Source organism: Roseateles sp. GW821-FHT09H10, assembly GCF_059415865.1.
In genome coordinates this window covers 1,257,083-1,274,245 of sequence record NZ_JBWKOB010000002.1, presented here as the reverse complement: position 1 = coordinate 1,274,245, position 17,163 = coordinate 1,257,083, and the positions used below count along the sequence as shown (strand labels likewise).

The 17,163-nt window shown below is 69.5% G+C and carries 16 protein-coding genes; 11 read left to right on the top strand and 5 right to left on the bottom strand.

The window, feature by feature from the left end:
- The first annotated feature begins 4 nt into the window (after window positions 1–4).
- A complete protein-coding gene (locus AC07OY_RS13965; protein ID WP_495043195.1) occupies window positions 5–1,726 on the top strand; it encodes a PglL family O-oligosaccharyltransferase in 1,722 nt (573 codons plus the stop codon).
- Here AC07OY_RS13965 and moaC read toward each other — a convergent pair.
- Entirely contained in the window at window positions 1,718–2,206 is a 489-nt protein-coding gene (moaC, locus tag AC07OY_RS13960; RefSeq protein WP_495043194.1) for a cyclic pyranopterin monophosphate synthase MoaC, read from the bottom strand. The genes AC07OY_RS13965 and moaC overlap by 9 nt on opposite strands.
- A 128-nt stretch (window positions 2,207–2,334) precedes the next feature.
- Between moaC and AC07OY_RS13955 the strand changes: the two genes are divergently transcribed.
- Complete coding sequence (locus tag AC07OY_RS13955; protein WP_495043193.1) at window positions 2,335–3,930, top strand: M48 family metalloprotease; 1,596 nt, start codon at window positions 2,335–2,337, stop codon at window positions 3,928–3,930.
- Between the two features lie 150 nt (window positions 3,931–4,080).
- On the opposite strand, the gene AC07OY_RS13950 is transcribed toward AC07OY_RS13955, so the two are convergent.
- Window positions 4,081–4,710: a glutathione binding-like protein gene (locus tag AC07OY_RS13950; protein WP_495043192.1), complete on the bottom strand. Its 630-nt coding sequence runs from the start codon at window positions 4,708–4,710 to the stop codon at window positions 4,081–4,083.
- A 69-nt stretch (window positions 4,711–4,779) separates the two neighbouring features.
- Here AC07OY_RS13950 and AC07OY_RS13945 point away from each other — a divergent pair, with 69 nt between their 5' ends.
- Window positions 4,780–5,412 carry a TetR/AcrR family transcriptional regulator gene (locus AC07OY_RS13945; RefSeq protein WP_495043191.1) on the top strand — a complete coding sequence of 211 codons (633 nt, stop codon included), beginning with the start codon at window positions 4,780–4,782 and terminating at the stop codon, window positions 5,410–5,412.
- 152 nt (window positions 5,413–5,564) lie between these two features.
- Here the strand turns inward: AC07OY_RS13945 and AC07OY_RS13940 are convergent, their stop codons facing one another.
- On the bottom strand, window positions 5,565–5,921 hold the full coding sequence (locus tag AC07OY_RS13940) for a phage holin family protein (protein WP_495043190.1): 357 nt from the start codon (window positions 5,919–5,921) through the stop codon (window positions 5,565–5,567).
- 127 nt (window positions 5,922–6,048) lie between these two features.
- Here AC07OY_RS13940 and AC07OY_RS13935 point away from each other — a divergent pair, with 127 nt between their 5' ends.
- The 7 genes from AC07OY_RS13935 (at window position 6,049) to AC07OY_RS13905 (ending at window position 12,472) form a co-directional block, all read left to right on the top strand.
- Window positions 6,049–6,822 carry an energy transducer TonB gene (locus tag AC07OY_RS13935; RefSeq protein ID WP_495043189.1) on the top strand — a complete coding sequence of 258 codons (774 nt, stop codon included), beginning with the start codon at window positions 6,049–6,051 and terminating at the stop codon, window positions 6,820–6,822.
- Window positions 6,823–6,921: 99 nt separating this feature from the next.
- The gene (locus tag AC07OY_RS13930; RefSeq protein WP_495043188.1) at window positions 6,922–9,153 is read left to right on the top strand and encodes a TonB-dependent receptor; all 2,232 of its coding nucleotides are present in this window, start codon (window positions 6,922–6,924) and stop codon (window positions 9,151–9,153) included.
- A 20-nt stretch (window positions 9,154–9,173) separates the two neighbouring features.
- Window positions 9,174–9,857, top strand: a complete 684-nt coding sequence (locus AC07OY_RS13925) for a Fe2+-dependent dioxygenase (RefSeq protein WP_495043187.1) — start codon at window positions 9,174–9,176, stop codon at window positions 9,855–9,857.
- On the top strand, window positions 9,854–10,972 hold the full coding sequence (locus tag AC07OY_RS13920; protein WP_495043186.1) for an alpha-hydroxy acid oxidase: 1,119 nt from the start codon (window positions 9,854–9,856) through the stop codon (window positions 10,970–10,972). The genes AC07OY_RS13925 and AC07OY_RS13920 overlap by 4 nt, the downstream gene beginning before the upstream one ends.
- A 10-nt stretch (window positions 10,973–10,982) precedes the next feature.
- Window positions 10,983–11,267, top strand: coding sequence for a PepSY domain-containing protein (locus AC07OY_RS13915; protein WP_495043185.1), 285 nt, complete (start codon window positions 10,983–10,985; stop codon window positions 11,265–11,267).
- A 6-nt stretch (window positions 11,268–11,273) separates the two neighbouring features.
- Window positions 11,274–11,819 carry a cytochrome b/b6 domain-containing protein gene (locus AC07OY_RS13910; RefSeq protein WP_495043184.1) on the top strand — a complete coding sequence of 182 codons (546 nt, stop codon included), beginning with the start codon at window positions 11,274–11,276 and terminating at the stop codon, window positions 11,817–11,819.
- Between the two features lie 221 nt (window positions 11,820–12,040).
- Entirely contained in the window at window positions 12,041–12,472 is a 432-nt protein-coding gene (locus tag AC07OY_RS13905; RefSeq protein ID WP_119040350.1) for an SWIB/MDM2 domain-containing protein, read from the top strand.
- 314 nt (window positions 12,473–12,786) lie between these two features.
- Here the strand turns inward: AC07OY_RS13905 and AC07OY_RS13900 are convergent, their stop codons facing one another.
- Window positions 12,787–13,179, bottom strand: a complete 393-nt coding sequence (locus AC07OY_RS13900; RefSeq protein ID WP_495043183.1) for a response regulator — start codon at window positions 13,177–13,179, stop codon at window positions 12,787–12,789.
- Window positions 13,180–13,399: 220 nt separating this feature from the next.
- On the opposite strand from AC07OY_RS13900, the gene AC07OY_RS13895 reads away from it, so the two are divergent.
- Complete coding sequence (locus tag AC07OY_RS13895; protein ID WP_495043182.1) at window positions 13,400–14,209, top strand: MHFG family PEP-CTERM protein; 810 nt, start codon at window positions 13,400–13,402, stop codon at window positions 14,207–14,209.
- Here AC07OY_RS13895 and uvrA read toward each other — a convergent pair whose 3' ends face one another.
- On the bottom strand, window positions 14,210–17,113 hold the full coding sequence (gene uvrA / locus AC07OY_RS13890) for an excinuclease ABC subunit UvrA (RefSeq protein WP_495043181.1): 2,904 nt from the start codon (window positions 17,111–17,113) through the stop codon (window positions 14,210–14,212).
- Window positions 17,114–17,163 lie beyond the last annotated feature (50 nt).

Sequence of the window (17,163 nt, the reverse complement as noted above, 5' to 3'; positions counted from 1 at the left end):
GCCCATGTCTGCCGCGACACCTTCCTCTCCCGCCATCACCCCCGCCTTCATCGGCATCGTGCTGGCCGCCGCCCTGCCGACGCTGCTGGCCTTCAACCAGACGCCGGCGGCGACCCTCTACAACCAGCTGCTCGCCCTCGCCGGCTGGGGTGCCGCCCTGCTGCTGTGGGCCCACGCCACGCCCGGCTGGCGCGCCGGCCTGAAGAGCCCGGCGGCCTCGGCCCTGGCCCTGCTGCTCGCCGCGCCGCTGGTCTCGGTGGTCTGGCGCCATCTGCCGGCCTCGCTGGGCCTGAGCGCCACCGCCGTCATCGGCGCCGGCCTGGCCGTGCTCCTGGTCGCCCAGGGCCTTTCGCGCGAGCAGCGCAGCCTCGCCGCCGAAGCCCTGTGCTGGGGCCTGCTGGTGGCTGGCGGGCTCAACATCCTCGTCAGCCTCGTGCAGGTCTTCACCCCTGCCCTGGCCGACGGCACCCTCATCGCGCGCTCGGGCATCGCGGGCCGCGCCGTCAGCAATCTGCGCCAGCCCAACCACCTGGCCAGCCTGATGATGTGGGCGGCCGTCGCCGCCGTCTTCATCACCGAGAAGCGCGGCTGGCGCCAGGCCCTGCCGCCGCTGCTGTTCGCCTGCGTCTTCGCCGTCGTGCTCAGCGCCTCGCGCACCGGCTTCATCGGCATCGCCATGCTGGCCGTCTGGGGTGCCGTCGACCACAAGCTGTCGCGCAGCGCCCGCCTGTCCCTGCTCTCCACGCTGCTGATGCTGGGCGCCAGCTGGTGGCTGATGTCGCTGTGGGCGGCCGAGGGTGCCCATGCCTTCGGCGCCGCCTCGCGCCTGTCCGAAGGCGCCGGCTCGCCGTCGCGCCTGGCCATCCTGCGCGATGCCTGGGCCCTGACCCTGGCCAACCCCATCTTCGGCGTCGGCTGGGGCGAATTCAATTTCGCCTGGAGCTTGAGCCCCTTCCCGGCGCGGCCCATCGCCTTCTTCGACCACACCCACAACCTGCCCTCGCAGCTCGCCGTCGAGCTCGGCCTGCCCTGGGCCGGCGCCGTGCTGGCCCTGCTGGGCTGGGCGCTGTGGAAGGCCTGGTACGGCAGCTGGCAGGCCGACGAGGACGCACCGCTGCGCCGCGCTGCCTTGATGATCGTGCTGACCATCGCCCTGCACAGCCTGCTCGAGTACCCGCTCTGGTACGCCTACTTCCTGCTGCCGGCCTGCTTCGCCTTGGGCCTCGCGCTGCCGGCCGAAGCGCCTGCGAAGCCGGCTGGCGCCAGGCCCTGGCAGGTGCTGGGCGGCCTGCTGATCGCCGGCAGCTTCTTCGCGGTGTTCGACTACCAGCGTGTCGTCGCCATCTACGCACCCAGCGAGGACGCCCAGCCGCTGGGCGACCGCATCCAGGCCGGCCAGCGCTCCATCTTCTTCAGCCATCAGGCCGACTACGCGGCCGCCACCAGCCAGCCCCCCGGGCCGCTGGCCCTGGCCGCGGCGCGCCGCACGGCCTTCAACCTGATCGACGCGCGCCTGCTGATGTACTGGTCGCGCTCGCTGGAAACCCAGGGCGACCTCAACGGCGCCCGCTACCTGGCGGATCGCCTGCGCGAATTCCGCAACCCGACGGGCGACAACTGGTTCTCGAACTGCCCGGAATCCGCGTCCGCGCCGGCCGCGTCGGCACCGGCCATGCCGCAATGCCAGCCGGCCGCCGGCGTCATCGACTGGCGCACGCTACGCTGAGGCGTCGGCGTGCCAGTCGCCCGACTTGCCGCCCTGCTTCTCCAGCACCCGCACGCGGTCGATGACCATGCCGCGGTCCGCCGCCTTGCACATGTCGTAGATGGTCAGCAGGCCGACCTGCACGGCGCACAGCGCCTCCATCTCGACGCCGGTGCGGCCCAGCGTCTCGACCTGGGCACGGCACAGCACGCGGCTGCCGGCCTCGTCGAGGTCGAACTCGACCTCGACGCGCGTGATGGGCAGGGGATGGCAGAGCGGCACCAGGTCCGAGCAGCGCTTGGCCCCCTGGATGGCAGCGATGCGCGCCACGCCCAGCACATCGCCCTTCCTGGCCGTGCCGCTGGCGATCAGCGCGAAGGTCTCGGGCTGCATGCGGATCTCTCCGGCCGCGACGGCCACACGATGCGTCTCGGCCTTGGCCGACACGTCCACCATATGGGCCTGGCCCTGGGCGTCGAAGTGGGTCAGCGGAGTGTTCATTTCTTTGCCAATCGTTGCAGGCCGAGTGCCGGGCCCCTTCATCTTCACGAAACATTGAGGTTTCGAGTTCCAGGCATCATAGGCAGCCGCCCGGCACCTGCCGGCGCGGCGGCCGGAGTCCTTTCCCGATGAAGAAGTCATTCGCCACCCGTCCCCTGCTGACCTTGCTTGCCGCCGCGACGCTGGCACTGCCGGGTGCGCCGCTCCATGCCCAGGTCAACCTGCCGGCCCTCGGCGATTCGGTCTCCCAGGATCTGGACGTCGTTGCCGAGCGGCAGCTGGGCGAGCGCTATATGCGCATGATCCGCATCGACCCGGCCGTCGTGCAGGACCCGCTGCTGACGGAATACATGGCGGGCATCTTCGATCCGCTGGTGGCGGCGTCGCGCAAGCTCGGCCATATCGGCGAAGACATCCACACCCGCTTCGCCTGGGAGAGCTTCCTCGTCGAGGACAAGAGCGTCAACGCCTTCGCGCTGCCGGGTGGCTTCATCGGCACCCATCTCGGCCTGATCGCGATGACGGTGTCGCGCGACGAGCTGGCATCGGTGCTGGGCCACGAGATCTCGCACGTGACGCAGCGCCACATCGCGCGGCGCATCGCCGGCGACTCCAAGAACAGCTGGATTGCCGTCGCCGGCCTGCTGCTCGGCGTGCTGGCCGCCTCGCGCGGCAACGCCGACCTGGCCCAGGCTGGCATCGTCGGCGGCCAGGCCGCGGCCACGCAGCTGTCGCTGAACTTCTCGCGCGACATGGAGCGCGAGGCCGACCGCGTCGGCTTCAATGTGCTGGTCGAAGCCGGCTTCGCGGGCAGCGGCATGGTCAGCATGTTCGAGCGCATGGAGCAGGCCTACCACCTGATGGACAACGGCGCTTTTCCCTATCTGCGCTCCCACCCGCTGACCAGCGAGCGCATCGGCGATGCGCGCACCCGCCTGGCGCTCGAACCCTTCGCGCGCCCCCGGGGCCTGGCCGAGCATGCGCTGATGGCGGCCCGCTCCCGTGTGCTGATGGACCCGCGCGTCGAGGCCTGGAAGGTGCTGGAGAACTACGACGCCGGCGCCCGCAACATCCGCGAAAGCGGCGGCTACGAGCAGCTCGGCGCGCGCTATGCCGCTGCGCTGGCCTCCATCAAGCTGCGCAACTTCGACCGCGCCGAAGCCACGCTGCGCAGCGCCGAGGTCACGCTCAAGCTCATCAATCCCAGCCCGGCGGAGACCGTGGCGGCCACGCGGCAGCTGACCTATCTGCGCGCCGAGCTGGCCCAGGCCCGCGGCCGACCCATGGAGGGCGCCGCCGCGCTGGACACGCTGCCGGACGAGAAGTCCCGCCCCATGCTGATGCATCGGGTCGGCCTGGCCCTGGCGGCCGGCCCGGCATCGCCCGCCCTGCGCGAAGCCGCGGACGCACTGCAGACCCATGTCAGCCTGGAGCCCCGCGACTCGCTCGCCTGGGCCCAGCTCGCCCTGATCTGGCAGAAGCTCGGCCACCCGCTGCGGGCGGTGCGCGCCCAGGCCGAGGTGCATGCCGCCGCCGGCGACCTGAACGGCGCCATCGACCGCATGCGCTCGGGCCTGCGCCAGTCGCGCGGCCCGGACGCCGACCAGGTCGAGGCCTCGGTCATCGACGCCCGCCTGCGCGCCCTCGTCTACGAGCGCCAGTCCATCCTCGGCGAGATGTACCGCGGCCGCTATATCCCGCCGGACGTCGAACTGCCGAATTGATGCCCCTCGTCCGGTCCTGCCCGGCTGAACGCCGGCAGGTCCAGCCGGTCCCCCGAGGGGACGGCGATGCTTGCAGCGTTGAGCCGCAAGCACATCGCCAGCCGGGCCGGCTCGGGAGCGGCCCAGCGCTCGGCCCGAAAGACGGCGGCATCAGGCGCGGGCGCGCTGCTCTTCCTGGTAGAGGGCGAACTCCTCGCGCAGCGCGCGGGCCACGGCCTCGCGCTGGCCGATGCGGCGGTGATAGGCCTTGAGCGCCGGCCAGGCTTTCAAGTCCACGCCGGCATAGGGCGCCCAGTTCAGCACCACCGCGAGGTAGATGTCGGCGATGCCGTAGTCGCCCTCGAGGTGTTCATGCTGCTGCAGATGCGCCTCCAGGACGCTCAGGCGCAGGGCGGCCTTGTCCATCGAATAGGCCTTCACGTCGGCGCTGGCCTTGGGGTCCAGCAGCGGCACGAAGACGGCCTTGTGCAGCTCGGTGCCGATGAAGCCCAGCCACTGGCGCACCCGGGCTCGCGCATCCGCGTCGGCGGGCAGCAGACCGGCGGCGGGATGGGCCTCCGCCAGGTATTGCAGCACCGCCACGTTCTCGGTCAGCAGCCAGCCCTGGGGCGTACGCAGCGCCGGCACCTGGCCCATGGGATTGATCTGCCAGTAGTCGCGGCCATCCAGCGTGCGCTTGGCCGCGCTGTCGACCTGCGTCAGCCGCGCCTCGGCGCCCGCTTCGTAGAGCACGGTGCGGCTCGCCAGCGAACAGGCCATGGGGGAGAAGAACAGCTCCATCAAAGTCTCCAACAGTGTTTTTGTACTGTATTGAATAGAATTCACCGTCGTCAATGAATTTCATGCGCCGTGGTACAAAAATCTGAAGACGGAGCTCTCACCCCTGCGGCGCGGCCGCGCGGCCGCCCGCGCAGCTTCGACACCGAAGCCACGCTGGCCCAGGCCACGCTGGCCTTCTGGCAACGCGGTTATGCGTCGACCTCGCTGGACGACCTGAGCCAGGCCACCGGCCTGAACCGGCCCAGCCTGTACGGCGCCTTCGGCGACAAGCACGAGCTCTATCTGCAGGCGCTGCGGCTCTACACCGAGCAGTCGGATGCGGCCATCGCGGCGGCACTGGCGGACCGTTCGCTGCGCGACGGCCTGCTGCGCGTCTACGAGCTGGCCCTGCAGCTCTATTACCCGGCCGACGCGGCCGCGCGCGGCTGCCTGCTGATCGGCACGGCCGCCACCGAGGCGCCTCGGGACGAGGCCATCCGCCAGCAGCTCGGCGATTCATTGCGCGGCTTCAACGCCGCCTTCGAGGCTCGGCTGCAGCAGGCGGTGGACGGCGGCGAGCTGCCGGCAGGCACCGATGTCGCAATGCGCGCCCAGCTGGCGTCAGCGGTGCTGCATTCGATGGCGCTGCGCGCCCGCGCCGGCGACCCGCGCGAGGAGGTGGCCGCGTTCGCGGTCGCGAGCCTGGACTTCATCTGCCGCTGACGTCCCATCTTGCGGGCCGAGCGCCGGGCCGCTCCCGAGCCGGCCCGCGTTGGGCGATGTGCATGCGGCTTGATGCCGCATGCATCGCCGTCCCCTCGGGGGACCGACCAGACATGCCCGCGTTCAGCGGCGCAGGGCTGGGCGAGGGGCTGTCAATCTGCGGGGAAGACTCTCTCAACCACCACGTCGATGACCATGCCGCACAGGCTGTAGATCAGCGAGCCGATCAGCGCCGCCGCAAAGCCGGTCACGGCCAGGCCGTCCAGCAGCGTGGCGGCGGCCCAGAACATCAGCGCGTTGATGATGAATAGGAAGAGCCCGAGGGTCAGCACCGTCACCGGCAGCGTCAGCAGCACGAGGATGGGGCGCAGCAGCGTGTTCAGCAGGCCGAGCACGAAGGCCGCGATCAGCGCCGACGTGAAGCTGCTGACGACGACGCCGGGATAAAGGTGAGCCACCAGCAGCAGCGCACCGGCAAGCAGCAGCCAACGAACGAGGACCTTGGTCATGGCCGCGAGCATATCGGCGGGCCGCCCCACCCGTGTCGCGCTCCTGCCTCATCGCGGCCAACTTGCAAATAGGAATTGTTCGCATTCGTGTTAGAGTCTGTGGCTCGAATACGGTTCAACCCTTGTCGTGAAGCCCGCTCTCGCCTTCGTCGCCACCTCTTCAGCCGCTGCCGCGCCGGTCGCCGTCCCGCAGCGGCCGGCTCTGGTCGTGCCGCAGATGGTGAAGGAGCCGCGGCCGAGCTTCGCTGAGGTGTCGGCTCCGCCGCGCAGCCGCCGCCTGCTGCTGGCCGGCATCTTCGGCCTGCATGTGCTGGCCTTCTGGGGTCTGAGCCAGGTCCAGGACCTGCGCGGCAAGATCGCCCGCGTCGCGCCCGTCGTGGTGCGCCTGGTGGCGCCGGCCGAGCCGCCCAAGCCCCTGCCGCCGCCGCCCGTCGCGATGCCGCATCTGCAGACGCCGGTGCTGACCATGATCGACCCGCCGCTGATCGCCGTGGCCACCGCGCCCGCGCCCGCGCCGGTGTTCGCGGCCATTCCGACGCCGCCGCCCGCTCCCGTGCCGGTGCAGGCGGCGCCGACGCCCGTCATCCCCATCGTCCAGCCGCCTGCGCCCCAGATCAAGCAGATCCCGGCCAGCGCCGTGCGCTATCTGAGAGAGCCGCGCATGACGGTGCCGCTGCTGTCCAAGCGGCTGCGCGAATCCGGCATCGTGCATCTGCGCGTCGTCGTCGACGTGAACGGCCAGCCTCGCGAGATCACGCTGGCCAAGTCTTCGGGCTTTGCCCGTCTGGATGAACAGGCACTGCAGGACATGCGCAGCGCCCGGTTCGCCCCGTACACGGAAAACGGCCAGCCCGTCGAGTGGGAGGTCATCGCGCCGATGTCCTACGAAGTCGACCGCTGACCCCTGCCCCCTTTCCCTGAGTAGCCATGCCGTGGGCGGCGCTTTTGCGCCGTCGTGGGCAAAGCCATGCCCATTCACCACGATCCCCCGGAGAAATCCATGTCCCGCAAGAACAAATCGAACAAGACCCCGGTGCTGCTGCCCCTGGGTGCACTGGCCGCCGGCTTCGGCCTGGCCACGGCCGCCCTGGCCCAGACGGCCGTCCCCGCGCCCAAGGCTGCCGCCAAGGAAGAAAGCGTGCTGCCCACGGTGCGCGCCAAGGCCAGCGCCGAGAAGCAGGGCAAGGACGACTACCAGGCCACCGAGACCCGCATCGGCAAGGGCAAGCAGGACATCCGCGACATTCCCCAAGCGCTGACCGTCGTCACCGAGAAGCTGCTCGACGACCGCAACTTCAACAGCGTCAAGGAAGTGCTGAAGAACACTTCCGGCATCAGCTTCCAGGCGGCCGAAGGCGGCGAGGAAGACATCAAGATCCACGGCATCTCGCTGCAGGGCACCGGTGACATCTTCATCGACGGCATGCGCGACCCGGCCTTCTACGACCGCGACACCTTCTTCCTGGATCGCCTGGAGCTGCTGCGCGGCTCGGCCTCGCTGCTGTTCGGACGCGGCTCCACCGGCGGCGCCGTCAACCAGGTGACCAAGCAGGCCGTGCTGGCCGACCAGAACCAGATCGACGTGTCCGCCGGCAGCCACGGCGCGCTGCGCGCCATCGCCGACTTCAACAAGCGCACCGGCGAGAACGCGGCCCTGCGCGCCAGCGTCATGACCAACACGGCCGACAGCAATGGCGCCGGCTCCAAGATCGACAAGCGCGGCGTCGGCGTCAACTACCGCATCGGCATCGACGAGACCGACGAGTTCGGCATCACGGTCTACGGCCTGCAGAACGACAACGGCATCAACTACGGCGTGCGCTGGATCCGCCCGACGGCCACGGCCACCGCCGCCAACCGGCTCAACACCACGCTGGACCCCGACGCCTACTACGGCATGACCAGCGACTTCAACAAGGGCTCGGCCTACTACGGCATGCTCAGCCACACCCACCGCTTCTCCAAGGACGTGGAAGTGGTGACCAAGGTGCGCGCCGCCAACTACACGCGTGACCAGCGCGCCACGCTGTGGAACTTCGCGGCCGCCGCCCAGCAGCCGACCCAGCTGACCGTCGCCCTGGACAACATCAACCCCAACACCGTCGTCACCCGCGGCCTGCAGCTGAAGAAGCAGGACATGCAGACGGTCACGGCCCAGAGCGACCTGAGCAGCAAGTTCATGGCCTTCGGCATGGAGAACACGCTGCAGGCCGGCATCGACTTCTCCCGTGAAGAGAAGCAGGTCTTCGGCACCGTTGGCACCCAGACGCCCAAGCCCGCCACGACCATCGGCACGCCCTTCGACAGCGCCTACTACGACGAGACCCTGCGCGTCTTCCGCACCACCAGCGACTACAAGTCCACCGGCTACGGCGGCTATGTGCAGAACATGATCCAGGTCGCACCGGCCTGGAAGCTGCTGGCCGGCCTGCGCTACGACAACCTGAAGGGCGACTACTTCCAGTACTCCGCCGCCACGCCGCCGGTCGTCACCTCCTACCAGATGAAGGTCTCGGAAGTGAGCAAGCGCGCCGCCGTGCTGTTCCAGCCGAACGCGCAATGGTCCTTCCACCTGATGGGCGCCACGTCCTTCAACACCTCGGGCGACGCCTACTCGCTGAGCGCGGCCAACGTGAACGTGCCGCCGGAGCAGTCGGTCAACGTCGAGCTGGGCGCCAAGTGGGACAGCGCCGACGGCAAGCTCAGCCTGCGCGGCAGCGCCTTCCGCAACACCAAGCTGCATGAGCGCAACACCGACCCGCTGGTCAACCTGGTGACCCTGTCCGGCAAGCGCCACGCCGCCGGCCTGGACGTCGACGTCCTCGGCCGCATCACGCCGCAGTGGGAAGTCTTCGGCAACTTCACCTGGATGCCGGTCGCCAAGATCGACGTCGCCTCGCCGGGCGCCGAAGGCCAGGGCACCCGCCCGTCGCTGACGCCCCAGTACTCCGGCTCGCTGTGGACGGCCTACCAGGTCCTCCCCCAGCTGCGCGTCGGTGCCGGCGTCAATGCCCGCAGCGGCCAGCAGCCCAACCGCAACCCGGGCTTCTACGCGCCCAAGTTCGTGACCGCCGACCTGATGGCCGAATACGCCGTCATTCCGGAACAGCTGCTGTTCAAGCTCTACGTCAGCAACGTGGCCAACAAGCTCTATGCTGACCAGCTGTACACGTCCTTCTACGTGCCCGGCACCGGCCGTGTCACCAGCCTGACCGGCACCTACAAGTTCTGACGGAGTCTCCTCGCCTAGCCATGCTGCTCAAGATTGAACAGATTCTGGATGCGGCCGGCCTGGCGAGGGCCCGCGAACTGCTGGCCTCGGCCCCCTGGGCCGATGGCCGCAAGACCGCCGGCCGCCAGGCCGCGCAGGTCAAGAACAACGAACAACTGCAGCCCGGCAGCGAACAGCACCGCGAGCTGCAGGCCCTGATCCTGCAGGCGCTGGAGAAGCACCCCCTCTTCTTCTCCGCCACGCTCCCCAAGCGCGTGCTGCCGCCGCTGTTCAACCGCTACAGCGGCGCCGCCAACGCCTACGGCAGCCATGTCGACCAGGCCGTGCGCTATCTGCCCGGCGGCCTGCAGCGCGTGCGCACCGACATCTCCTGCACCCTTTTCCTCAGCGAGCCGGCCGACTATGACGGCGGCGAGCTCGTCATCGAGCACGCCTTCGGCGAGCAGCGCGTCAAGCTGGCGGCCGGCGACCTCGTCGTCTACCCCGGCAGCAGCGTTCACCGCGTCGAGCCGGTCAAGCGCGGCACGCGGCTGGCCAGCTTCTTCTGGATCGAGAGCATGGTGCGCGGCGACGAGCAGCGCCGCCTGCTCTACGAGATGGACATGAGCCTGATGAAGCTGCGCGGCGAATTGGGCGAAACCGACGAGCTGGTCCAGCTCACCGGCACGTATCACAACCTCCTGCGCATGTGGGCCGACACATGAGCGCGCCGGCCATCGAGGCCCTGCCCGAGGGCCTGGCCAATCTGGCCGACTTCGAAGCGCCCGCCCGGGCCCGCGTGACCGAGGCTGCCTGGGCCTATCTGAACGGCGGCGCCGCCGACGAGATCACGTTGCGCGCCAACCGCTCGGCCTGGGACGCCATCCGGCTGCAGCCGCGCGTGCTGCGCGACCTGTCCGGCGGCCACACCCGCTTGACCCTGCTCGGCCGCGAACTGCGCCACCCCATCCTGCTGGCGCCCATCGCCTATCAGCGCCTCTTCCATGCCGACGGCGAGGTCGCCATCGGCCACGCGGCCGCGGCCCAGGAAGCCGGCCTCATCCTCAGCGCCCAGGCCAGCATGCCCATGGAAGAGGTCGCCGCACCCATGCTGGCCGAGCCCGGCGCCGGCCCGCTGTGGTTCCAGCTCTATTGGCGCGACGACCGCGACTTCATGCGCGCCCTGCTGCAGCGCATCCAGGCCGCCGGCTACCAGGCCCTGGTGCTGACCGTCGACGCGCCCGTGCACGGCGCCCGCGACCGCGAGCGCCGCATCGCCTTCAAGCTGCCCGACGACATCCGCGCCGTCAACCTCGGCGGCCTGAAGAAGCCGCTCAACCTGCTGCCCGGCCAGAGCGCCCTCTTCGACGGCCTGATGCCGCGCGCCGCCACCTGGCGCGAAATCGACTGGCTTCGTTCGGAAAGCAAACTGCCGCTGCTGCTCAAAGGCGTCACCCATGCGGACGATGCACGCGAGGCCCTGGCCCGCGGTGTGACCGGCTTCGTCGTCAGCAACCACGGCGGCCGCGCCCTGGACACCTTACCCACCACCGCCGAGTTGCTGCCGCCCCTGCGCGCGGCCCTCGGGCCCGACGTGCCCCTGCTCGTCGATGGCGGCATCCGCCGCGGCACCGACGTGCTCAAGGCCATGGCCCTGGGCGCCAATGCCGTGCTGCTCGGCCGCCCCTATGTGCACGCCCTGGCCGCCAGCGGCGCTCTCGGCGTGGCCCACGCGCTGCGCCTGCTGCGCGACGAACTCGAGATCGCGATGGCGCTCTCGGGCTGCAAGACTCTCGCCGATGCCGGCCCGGCGCTGCTCTGGCCTGGCAACTCCCGTTGAAGGACTCCCGATGAAACTCCTCGCCTCCCTCGTTCTGACCCTCGCTTCCTCCCTCGCCTTCGCTCACGGCAACGTGTCCTGCCCCGCCGTGCCCAAGGAAGAGAAGAAGGGCCAGATGGAACTGCAGAAGAAGCTGGAAGGCGAGGGCTGGAAGGTCCGCAAGGTGCAGAACTTCAACGGCTGCTACGAGGTCTACGGCTTCGACAGCCAGGGCAAGAAGGCCGAGGCCTTCTTCAACCCCAAGACCTTCGAGCGCGTCTGGCCCGAAGGCGAGCAGCCCAGCGACAAGAAGTAAGGCGGCATGCGCATCCGCGTCTGGGACGGCCTCGTCCGGCTGCTGCACTGGACGCTGGCCGCCGCCATCGCCACCGCCTGGATCAGCGGCCACTGGCCGCCCAGCCATTTCGACGACTGGCACCACACCGCCGGCTATGTCGCAGCCGTGGCGGTGCTGCTGCGCCTGGTCTGGGGCTTCGCGGGCGGCCGCTATGCGCGCCTCGCGCAGTTCGTGCGCCACCCGAGCGCGGTGCTCGCCTACGCGCGCGAGATGCGCGCCGGCCATGAGAAGCGCTACATCGGCCATAACCCCTTGGGTGGGTGGATGGTGCTGGCGCTGTGGTCCACCGCCGCCGCGCTGGCCCTGACCGGCTGGCTCTACACGACCGACTGGCTGTGGGGCTACGAGTGGCTGTCGGATCTGCACGCCTGGCTGGCCTGGGGCATCGCGACCCTCGTCATCGGCCATCTCGGCGGCGTCGTCGTGACAAGCTGGCGGCATCGCGAGAACCTCGTCGGCGCGATGTTCAGCGGCTTGAAGCGCGCCCCGCAGGACGACGATATCGACTGACGCAAGCTCCGCGAAACCCAGGAATGATGCGGCCTCGCGACAAGCAGGGCCTCAAAGGGCCGATTTCATGGGCCTCTGCGGGTCATCCCCTCTATGAAAAGCTTCTCTTCCCCTGGGGAGCGCAGTACCATCGCCGCCGCAGGGTGCTAGAGAGTATTGAAGGCTTACGCGGCCTTCACCCGGACCCGGCACATCAACAACCTTTGATGGAGTGAATCGACATGGCAACTGCGAAGAAGGCCGCGCCCGCGAAGAAGGCGGCACCGGCAAAGAAGGCCGCACCGGCGAAGAAGGCGGCAACGCCTGCGAAGACGCCTGCGAAGAAGGCGGCGGCTCCGGCCAAGAAGGCCGCGCCTGCGAAGAAGGCAGCTCCGGCCAAGAAGGCCGCTGCTCCCGCCAAGAAGCGCACGCCCAACGCCGCCTTCATGAAGGCACTGACCCCCAGCGCGGCTCTGGCCGCCATCGTTGGCGCGGCTCCCCTGCCGCGCACCGACGTGACCAAGAAGGTCTGGGAATACATCAAGAAGAACAAGCTGCAGGATGAGCTGCAGAAGCGCGTCATCAACGCCGACGCCAAGCTGAAGGAAATCTTCGGCAAGGCCAAGGCCGACATGTTCGAGATGACCAAGCTGATCAACAGCCACCTGAAGTGAAACGGCGCCGCGCTTGCCGCGGCCTCGTCAACACAAGCCCGGTCCTGCCGGGCTTTTTTTCGCCCACATCGGCCGCGGTCTTGTTTTCGCATTTGCGGGCCGAGCGCCGGGCCGCTCCCTGGCCGGCCCGCGTTGGGCGATGTGCTTGCCGGTCCATCCGGCAAGCATCGCCGTCCCCTCGGCGGCTGAGGCCGGACACAAGGCGCCCAGTGGGCGGCCTGTGCCTGCCGAAGAGCTGCGGCACTGCCGCGGCGCGGTCTGCAAGACCGACCAGGCTGCCGGCGTTCAGCCGGAGCAGACCGGGCGAGGGGCATCTATCCCAGCAGCTTGCGCAGCCCGGCCTCCAGCACCGGCACGTCGATGGGCTTGAGCCAGTAGTCGTCGAAGCCCGCGGCGCGTGCGGCGCGCACGACGGCACCCGGGTTGTCGGCCGACAGGGCCACCCAGCGGACGCCCTGCGTCGCGGCGGCCAGGCTTTCGTCCGTGGCCACGCGCTGGCGCAACTCCAGGCCCGTCATGTCGGGCAGGTTCATGTCGACCAGGACGAGGGCCGGCCGGCACTCGGCCAGGGCCGCCAGCGCCTCGGCACCGGTCTCGGCCATGCGCAGCTCCCAGCCCGACAGCAGCCGGAACACCTCCTCCATCAGGATCAGGTGGATGCGGTCGTCTTCGACGTAGAGCACCAGCGGCGCGGCGCGGTCGGGCATGGCGGGTTCGGGGACGGCAGGGAGCGGTCGGCACGATAGCAGCAATGCCGGCCCGCCCCGCCGCGGCGTCACTGACAAACGTTTTCAGCGTTTTGCGTGATTTATCTCACCCACCGGACACCCCCTCTTTGCGGGTCTTCAACGCGTAAAAACCCTTGTATTCCCTAATACTAGGGGCATGCGCCCTGGTTCGGGCGCTTCGCTTTTTGTGGGCCATCCGATGTCCTTGATCGCCAGCCTCGCTCTCGCCGTCTCCGCCGGCTCCACGCTGCCCCAGTGCAGTTGGGACCGCCCCGGGGTCAATCCCTTCATGGGAGACGTCGTCGCGGCCGTCGATCGCTACCAGGACATCCCAGCGGCCACCCGCGAGAAGCTCAAGGCCCGCATGAAGGCGCGCAGCTATGACGACATTGCCGTCATCGAGCGCGACGCCATCAAGGGCAAGGCCAACTACGCCCCCGAGATCCGCGACATGCATTTCGGGCCCGGCGCCGTCTGCCGCACGGTGACGCGCAGCAAGTGGACGGCCACGACCCAGGAGCGCGGCCTCGTCTACTGCGAAGACGGCCAGTGCATCCTGGTGCCCACCGTCTGCCGCAATGTCAGCCGCATCAAGCGCCTGGACAAGCCGTCGGCCGTCGCGCCGGCCCAGGCCGCCAACGTCGCCTCGTCGACCCGCGAGGGCGAGGAGATCGCACCGCTGGAGTTCGAGGCCCCGGCCGCCGGCCCCATGGCCGCCGCGGCGCCTGACAGCTTTGCCGGCACCTCCGGCGTGCCGACGCTGGGCGGCTCATCCGCCCCCGGCGGCGGCCTGCTGGCCGGTGGCAGCACGCCCAGCTCCCCCACCCCGAGCGGTGGCCCCGGCCTGATCAACATCGGCATGCCCGGCCTGCCGCCCGGCACCATCCGCCCGGCCGACGGCCCCATCGACCTGCCCAGCACGCCGCCGGTGCCCGAGCCCGGCACCTGGGCCATGATCGCCCTGGGCCTGCTGGTCATTCTGTTCCGCGCCCGCCAACGGCGCCGTTGATCAGCGCTTCTTGAGCAGCGGGGCCAGATAGCGCCCCGTGTGGCTGGCCTCGCAGGCCGCCACGTCCTCGGGCGTGCCGGCCACCAGCAGGGTGCCGCCGCCCGAACCGCCTTCCGGCCCCATGTCGATGAGCCAGTCGGCCGTCTTGATGACGTCCAGGTTGTGCTCGATGACGACGATGGTGTTGCCGGCGTCGCGCAACTGGTGCAGCACCTTCATCAAGAGGGCGATGTCGGCGAAGTGCAGGCCCGTGGTCGGCTCGTCCAGGATGTAGAGGGTGCGGCCGGTGTCCCGCTTGGACAGTTCCAGCGCCAGCTTCACGCGCTGGGCCTCGCCGCCGGACAGCGTCGTCGCGCTCTGGCCCAGCTTCACATAGCCCAGGCCCACGTCCAGCAGCGTCTGCAGCTTGCGCGCCAGCGTCGGCACGGCGTTGAACAGCTCGTAGGCGTCCTCCACCGTCATGTTCAGCACCTGGGTGATGTTCTTGCCCTTGTAGAGCACCTCCAGGGTCTCGCGGTTGTAGCGCCGGCCCTGGCAGACGTCGCAAGGCACATAGACGTCGGGCAGGAAATGCATCTCCACCTTCAGCACGCCGTCGCCCTGGCAGGCCTCGCAACGGCCGCCGGCCACGTTGAAGCTGAAGCGCCCGGGGCCGTAGCCGCGTTCGCGCGCCGTGTTCATCTCGGCGAACAGCTCGCGGATGGGCGTGAACAGGCCCGTGTAGGTGGCCGGGTTGGAGCGCGGCGTGCGGCCGATGGGGGACTGGTCGACGTTGATGACCTTGTCGAAGGCGTCCAGGCCCTCGATCTCGTCGTGCACGGCCGGGTCGGCATGGCTCTGGTAGAGCTTCTTGGCGACGGCGGCGTAGAGGGTGTCGTTGACCAGCGTGCTCTTGCCCGAGCCGGACACGCCGGTCACGCAGGTGAACAGGCCGACGGGAATCTCGACGGTCACGCCCTTGAGGTTGTTGCCGCGCGCGTTGACGATGCGCATGACCTCCGCGGTCGCCGGGTGGCGCTTGACCGGCACCTCGATGCGGGCCGCGCCGCTCAGGTACTGGCCCGTCAATGATTTCGGGTTGGCCGCCACCTCGTCGGGCGTGCCCTGGGCCATGACCTGGCCGCCGTGCACGCCGGCGCCGGGGCCGAGGTCCAGCACCCAGTCGGCGGCGCGGATGGCGTCCTCGTCATGCTCGACGACCAGCACCGAATTGCCGAGGTCGCGCAGCCGGCGCAGCGTCGCGATGAGGCGGTCGTTGTCGCGCTGGTGCAGGCCGATGCTGGGCTCGTCCAGCACATACATGACGCCGGTCAGGCCCGAGCCGATCTGCGAGGCCAGCCGGATGCGCTGGGCCTCGCCGCCCGACAGGGTCTCGGCGCTGCGGTCCAGGCTGAGGTAGTTCAGGCCGACATCGTTCAGGAAGCGCAGCCGCGAGGCGATCTCGCGGATGACCTTGTCGCCGATCTCGGCCTTGTTGCCCTTGAGCTTCAGCCCCTCGAAATAGTCCAGGCATTCGCGCAGCGTCGAATGCTCGACCTGGTAGATGGGCCGGCCCTTGACGCCCGCGGGCGCGTCGGCCGGCTGCAGCACCACATGGCGGGCCTCGCGGCGCAGGCGCGAGCCCTCGCAGGCCGTGCAAGGCTTGGCGGCCATGTAGCGCGCCAGGTCCTCGCGCACGGCGGCCGAGTCGGTCTCCTTGTAGCGCCGCTGCAGGTTCGGCAGGATGCCCTCGAAGGGATGCTGGCGCTTCACCGAACGCTTCTTGCCCGAGGCCGTCTCGGCCTGGTAGACGAAGCTGATGTCCTCGGTGCCCGAGCCGCGCAGCAGCACCTCCTGGGCGCTGGCGGGCAGGCTCTCCCACGGGGCCTCGACGTCGAACTTGTAGTGCGCCGCCACCGATTCCAGCAGCGAGAAGGTGTAGGGGTTGCGGCGGTCCCAGCCCTTGACGGCACCGCTGGCGAGCGACAGCGTGGGGAAGGCGACGACGCGGTCGGCGTCGAAGACCGTCACCTGGCCCAGGCCCTCGCAGCTGGGGCAGGCGCCCACCGGCGAGTTGAAGGAAAAGAGGCGCGGCTCCAGCTCGGGCAGCGAGTAGGAGCAGACCGGGCAGGCGAACTTGCTGGAGAACAGCGTCGTCTCGCCCGAATCCATGTTCATGACCAGGGCCCGGCCCTCGGCCAGGCGCAGGGCCGCCTCGAAGCTCTCGGCCAGGCGCTGACGCAGGCTGTCGGCCGCGTCGTGGCGCAGCTTGATGCGGTCGATGACGACGTCGATGTCGTGCTTCTCGGCCTTCTTCAGCGCCGGGACGTCGGGCGCCTCCACCGTCGCGCCGTCGACGCGGAAGCGCACATAGCCCTGGGCCTGCAGGTCCTGGAAGAGCTCGACGAACTCTCCCTTGCGGTCGCGCACGACCGGCGCCAGCAGCATCAGCTTGGACTCGTCCGGCATGGCCAGCACGGCGTCCACCATCTGGCTGACGGACTGGGCCTCCAGCGGCAGGTCGTGGTCGGGGCAGAAGGGCGTGCCGGCGCGGGCGTAGAGCAGGCGCAGGTAGTCGTGGATCTCGGTGACCGTGCCGACGGTGGAGCGCGGGTTGTGCGAGGTGGCCTTCTGCTCGATGGAGATGGCCGGCGACAGGCCTTCGATGATGTCCACATCGGGCTTGTCCATCAGCTGCAGGAACTGGCGCGCGTAGCTGGACAGGCTCTCGACATAGCGCCGCTGCCCCTCGGCATACAGCGTGTCGAAGGCGAGCGACGACTTGCCCGAGCCGGACAGGCCGGTGATGACGACCAGCGCATGCCGCGGCAGGTCGACGTCGATGTTCTTCAGGTTGTGGGTGCGCGCGCCGCGCACACGGATGAATCTGGATTCGGGGACTTCGGGCAGATCCGGAGGAGCCATGGCAGTTTTCACAAGCGAACCGGCCATGATAGGCCGCCACAATCCGGCGC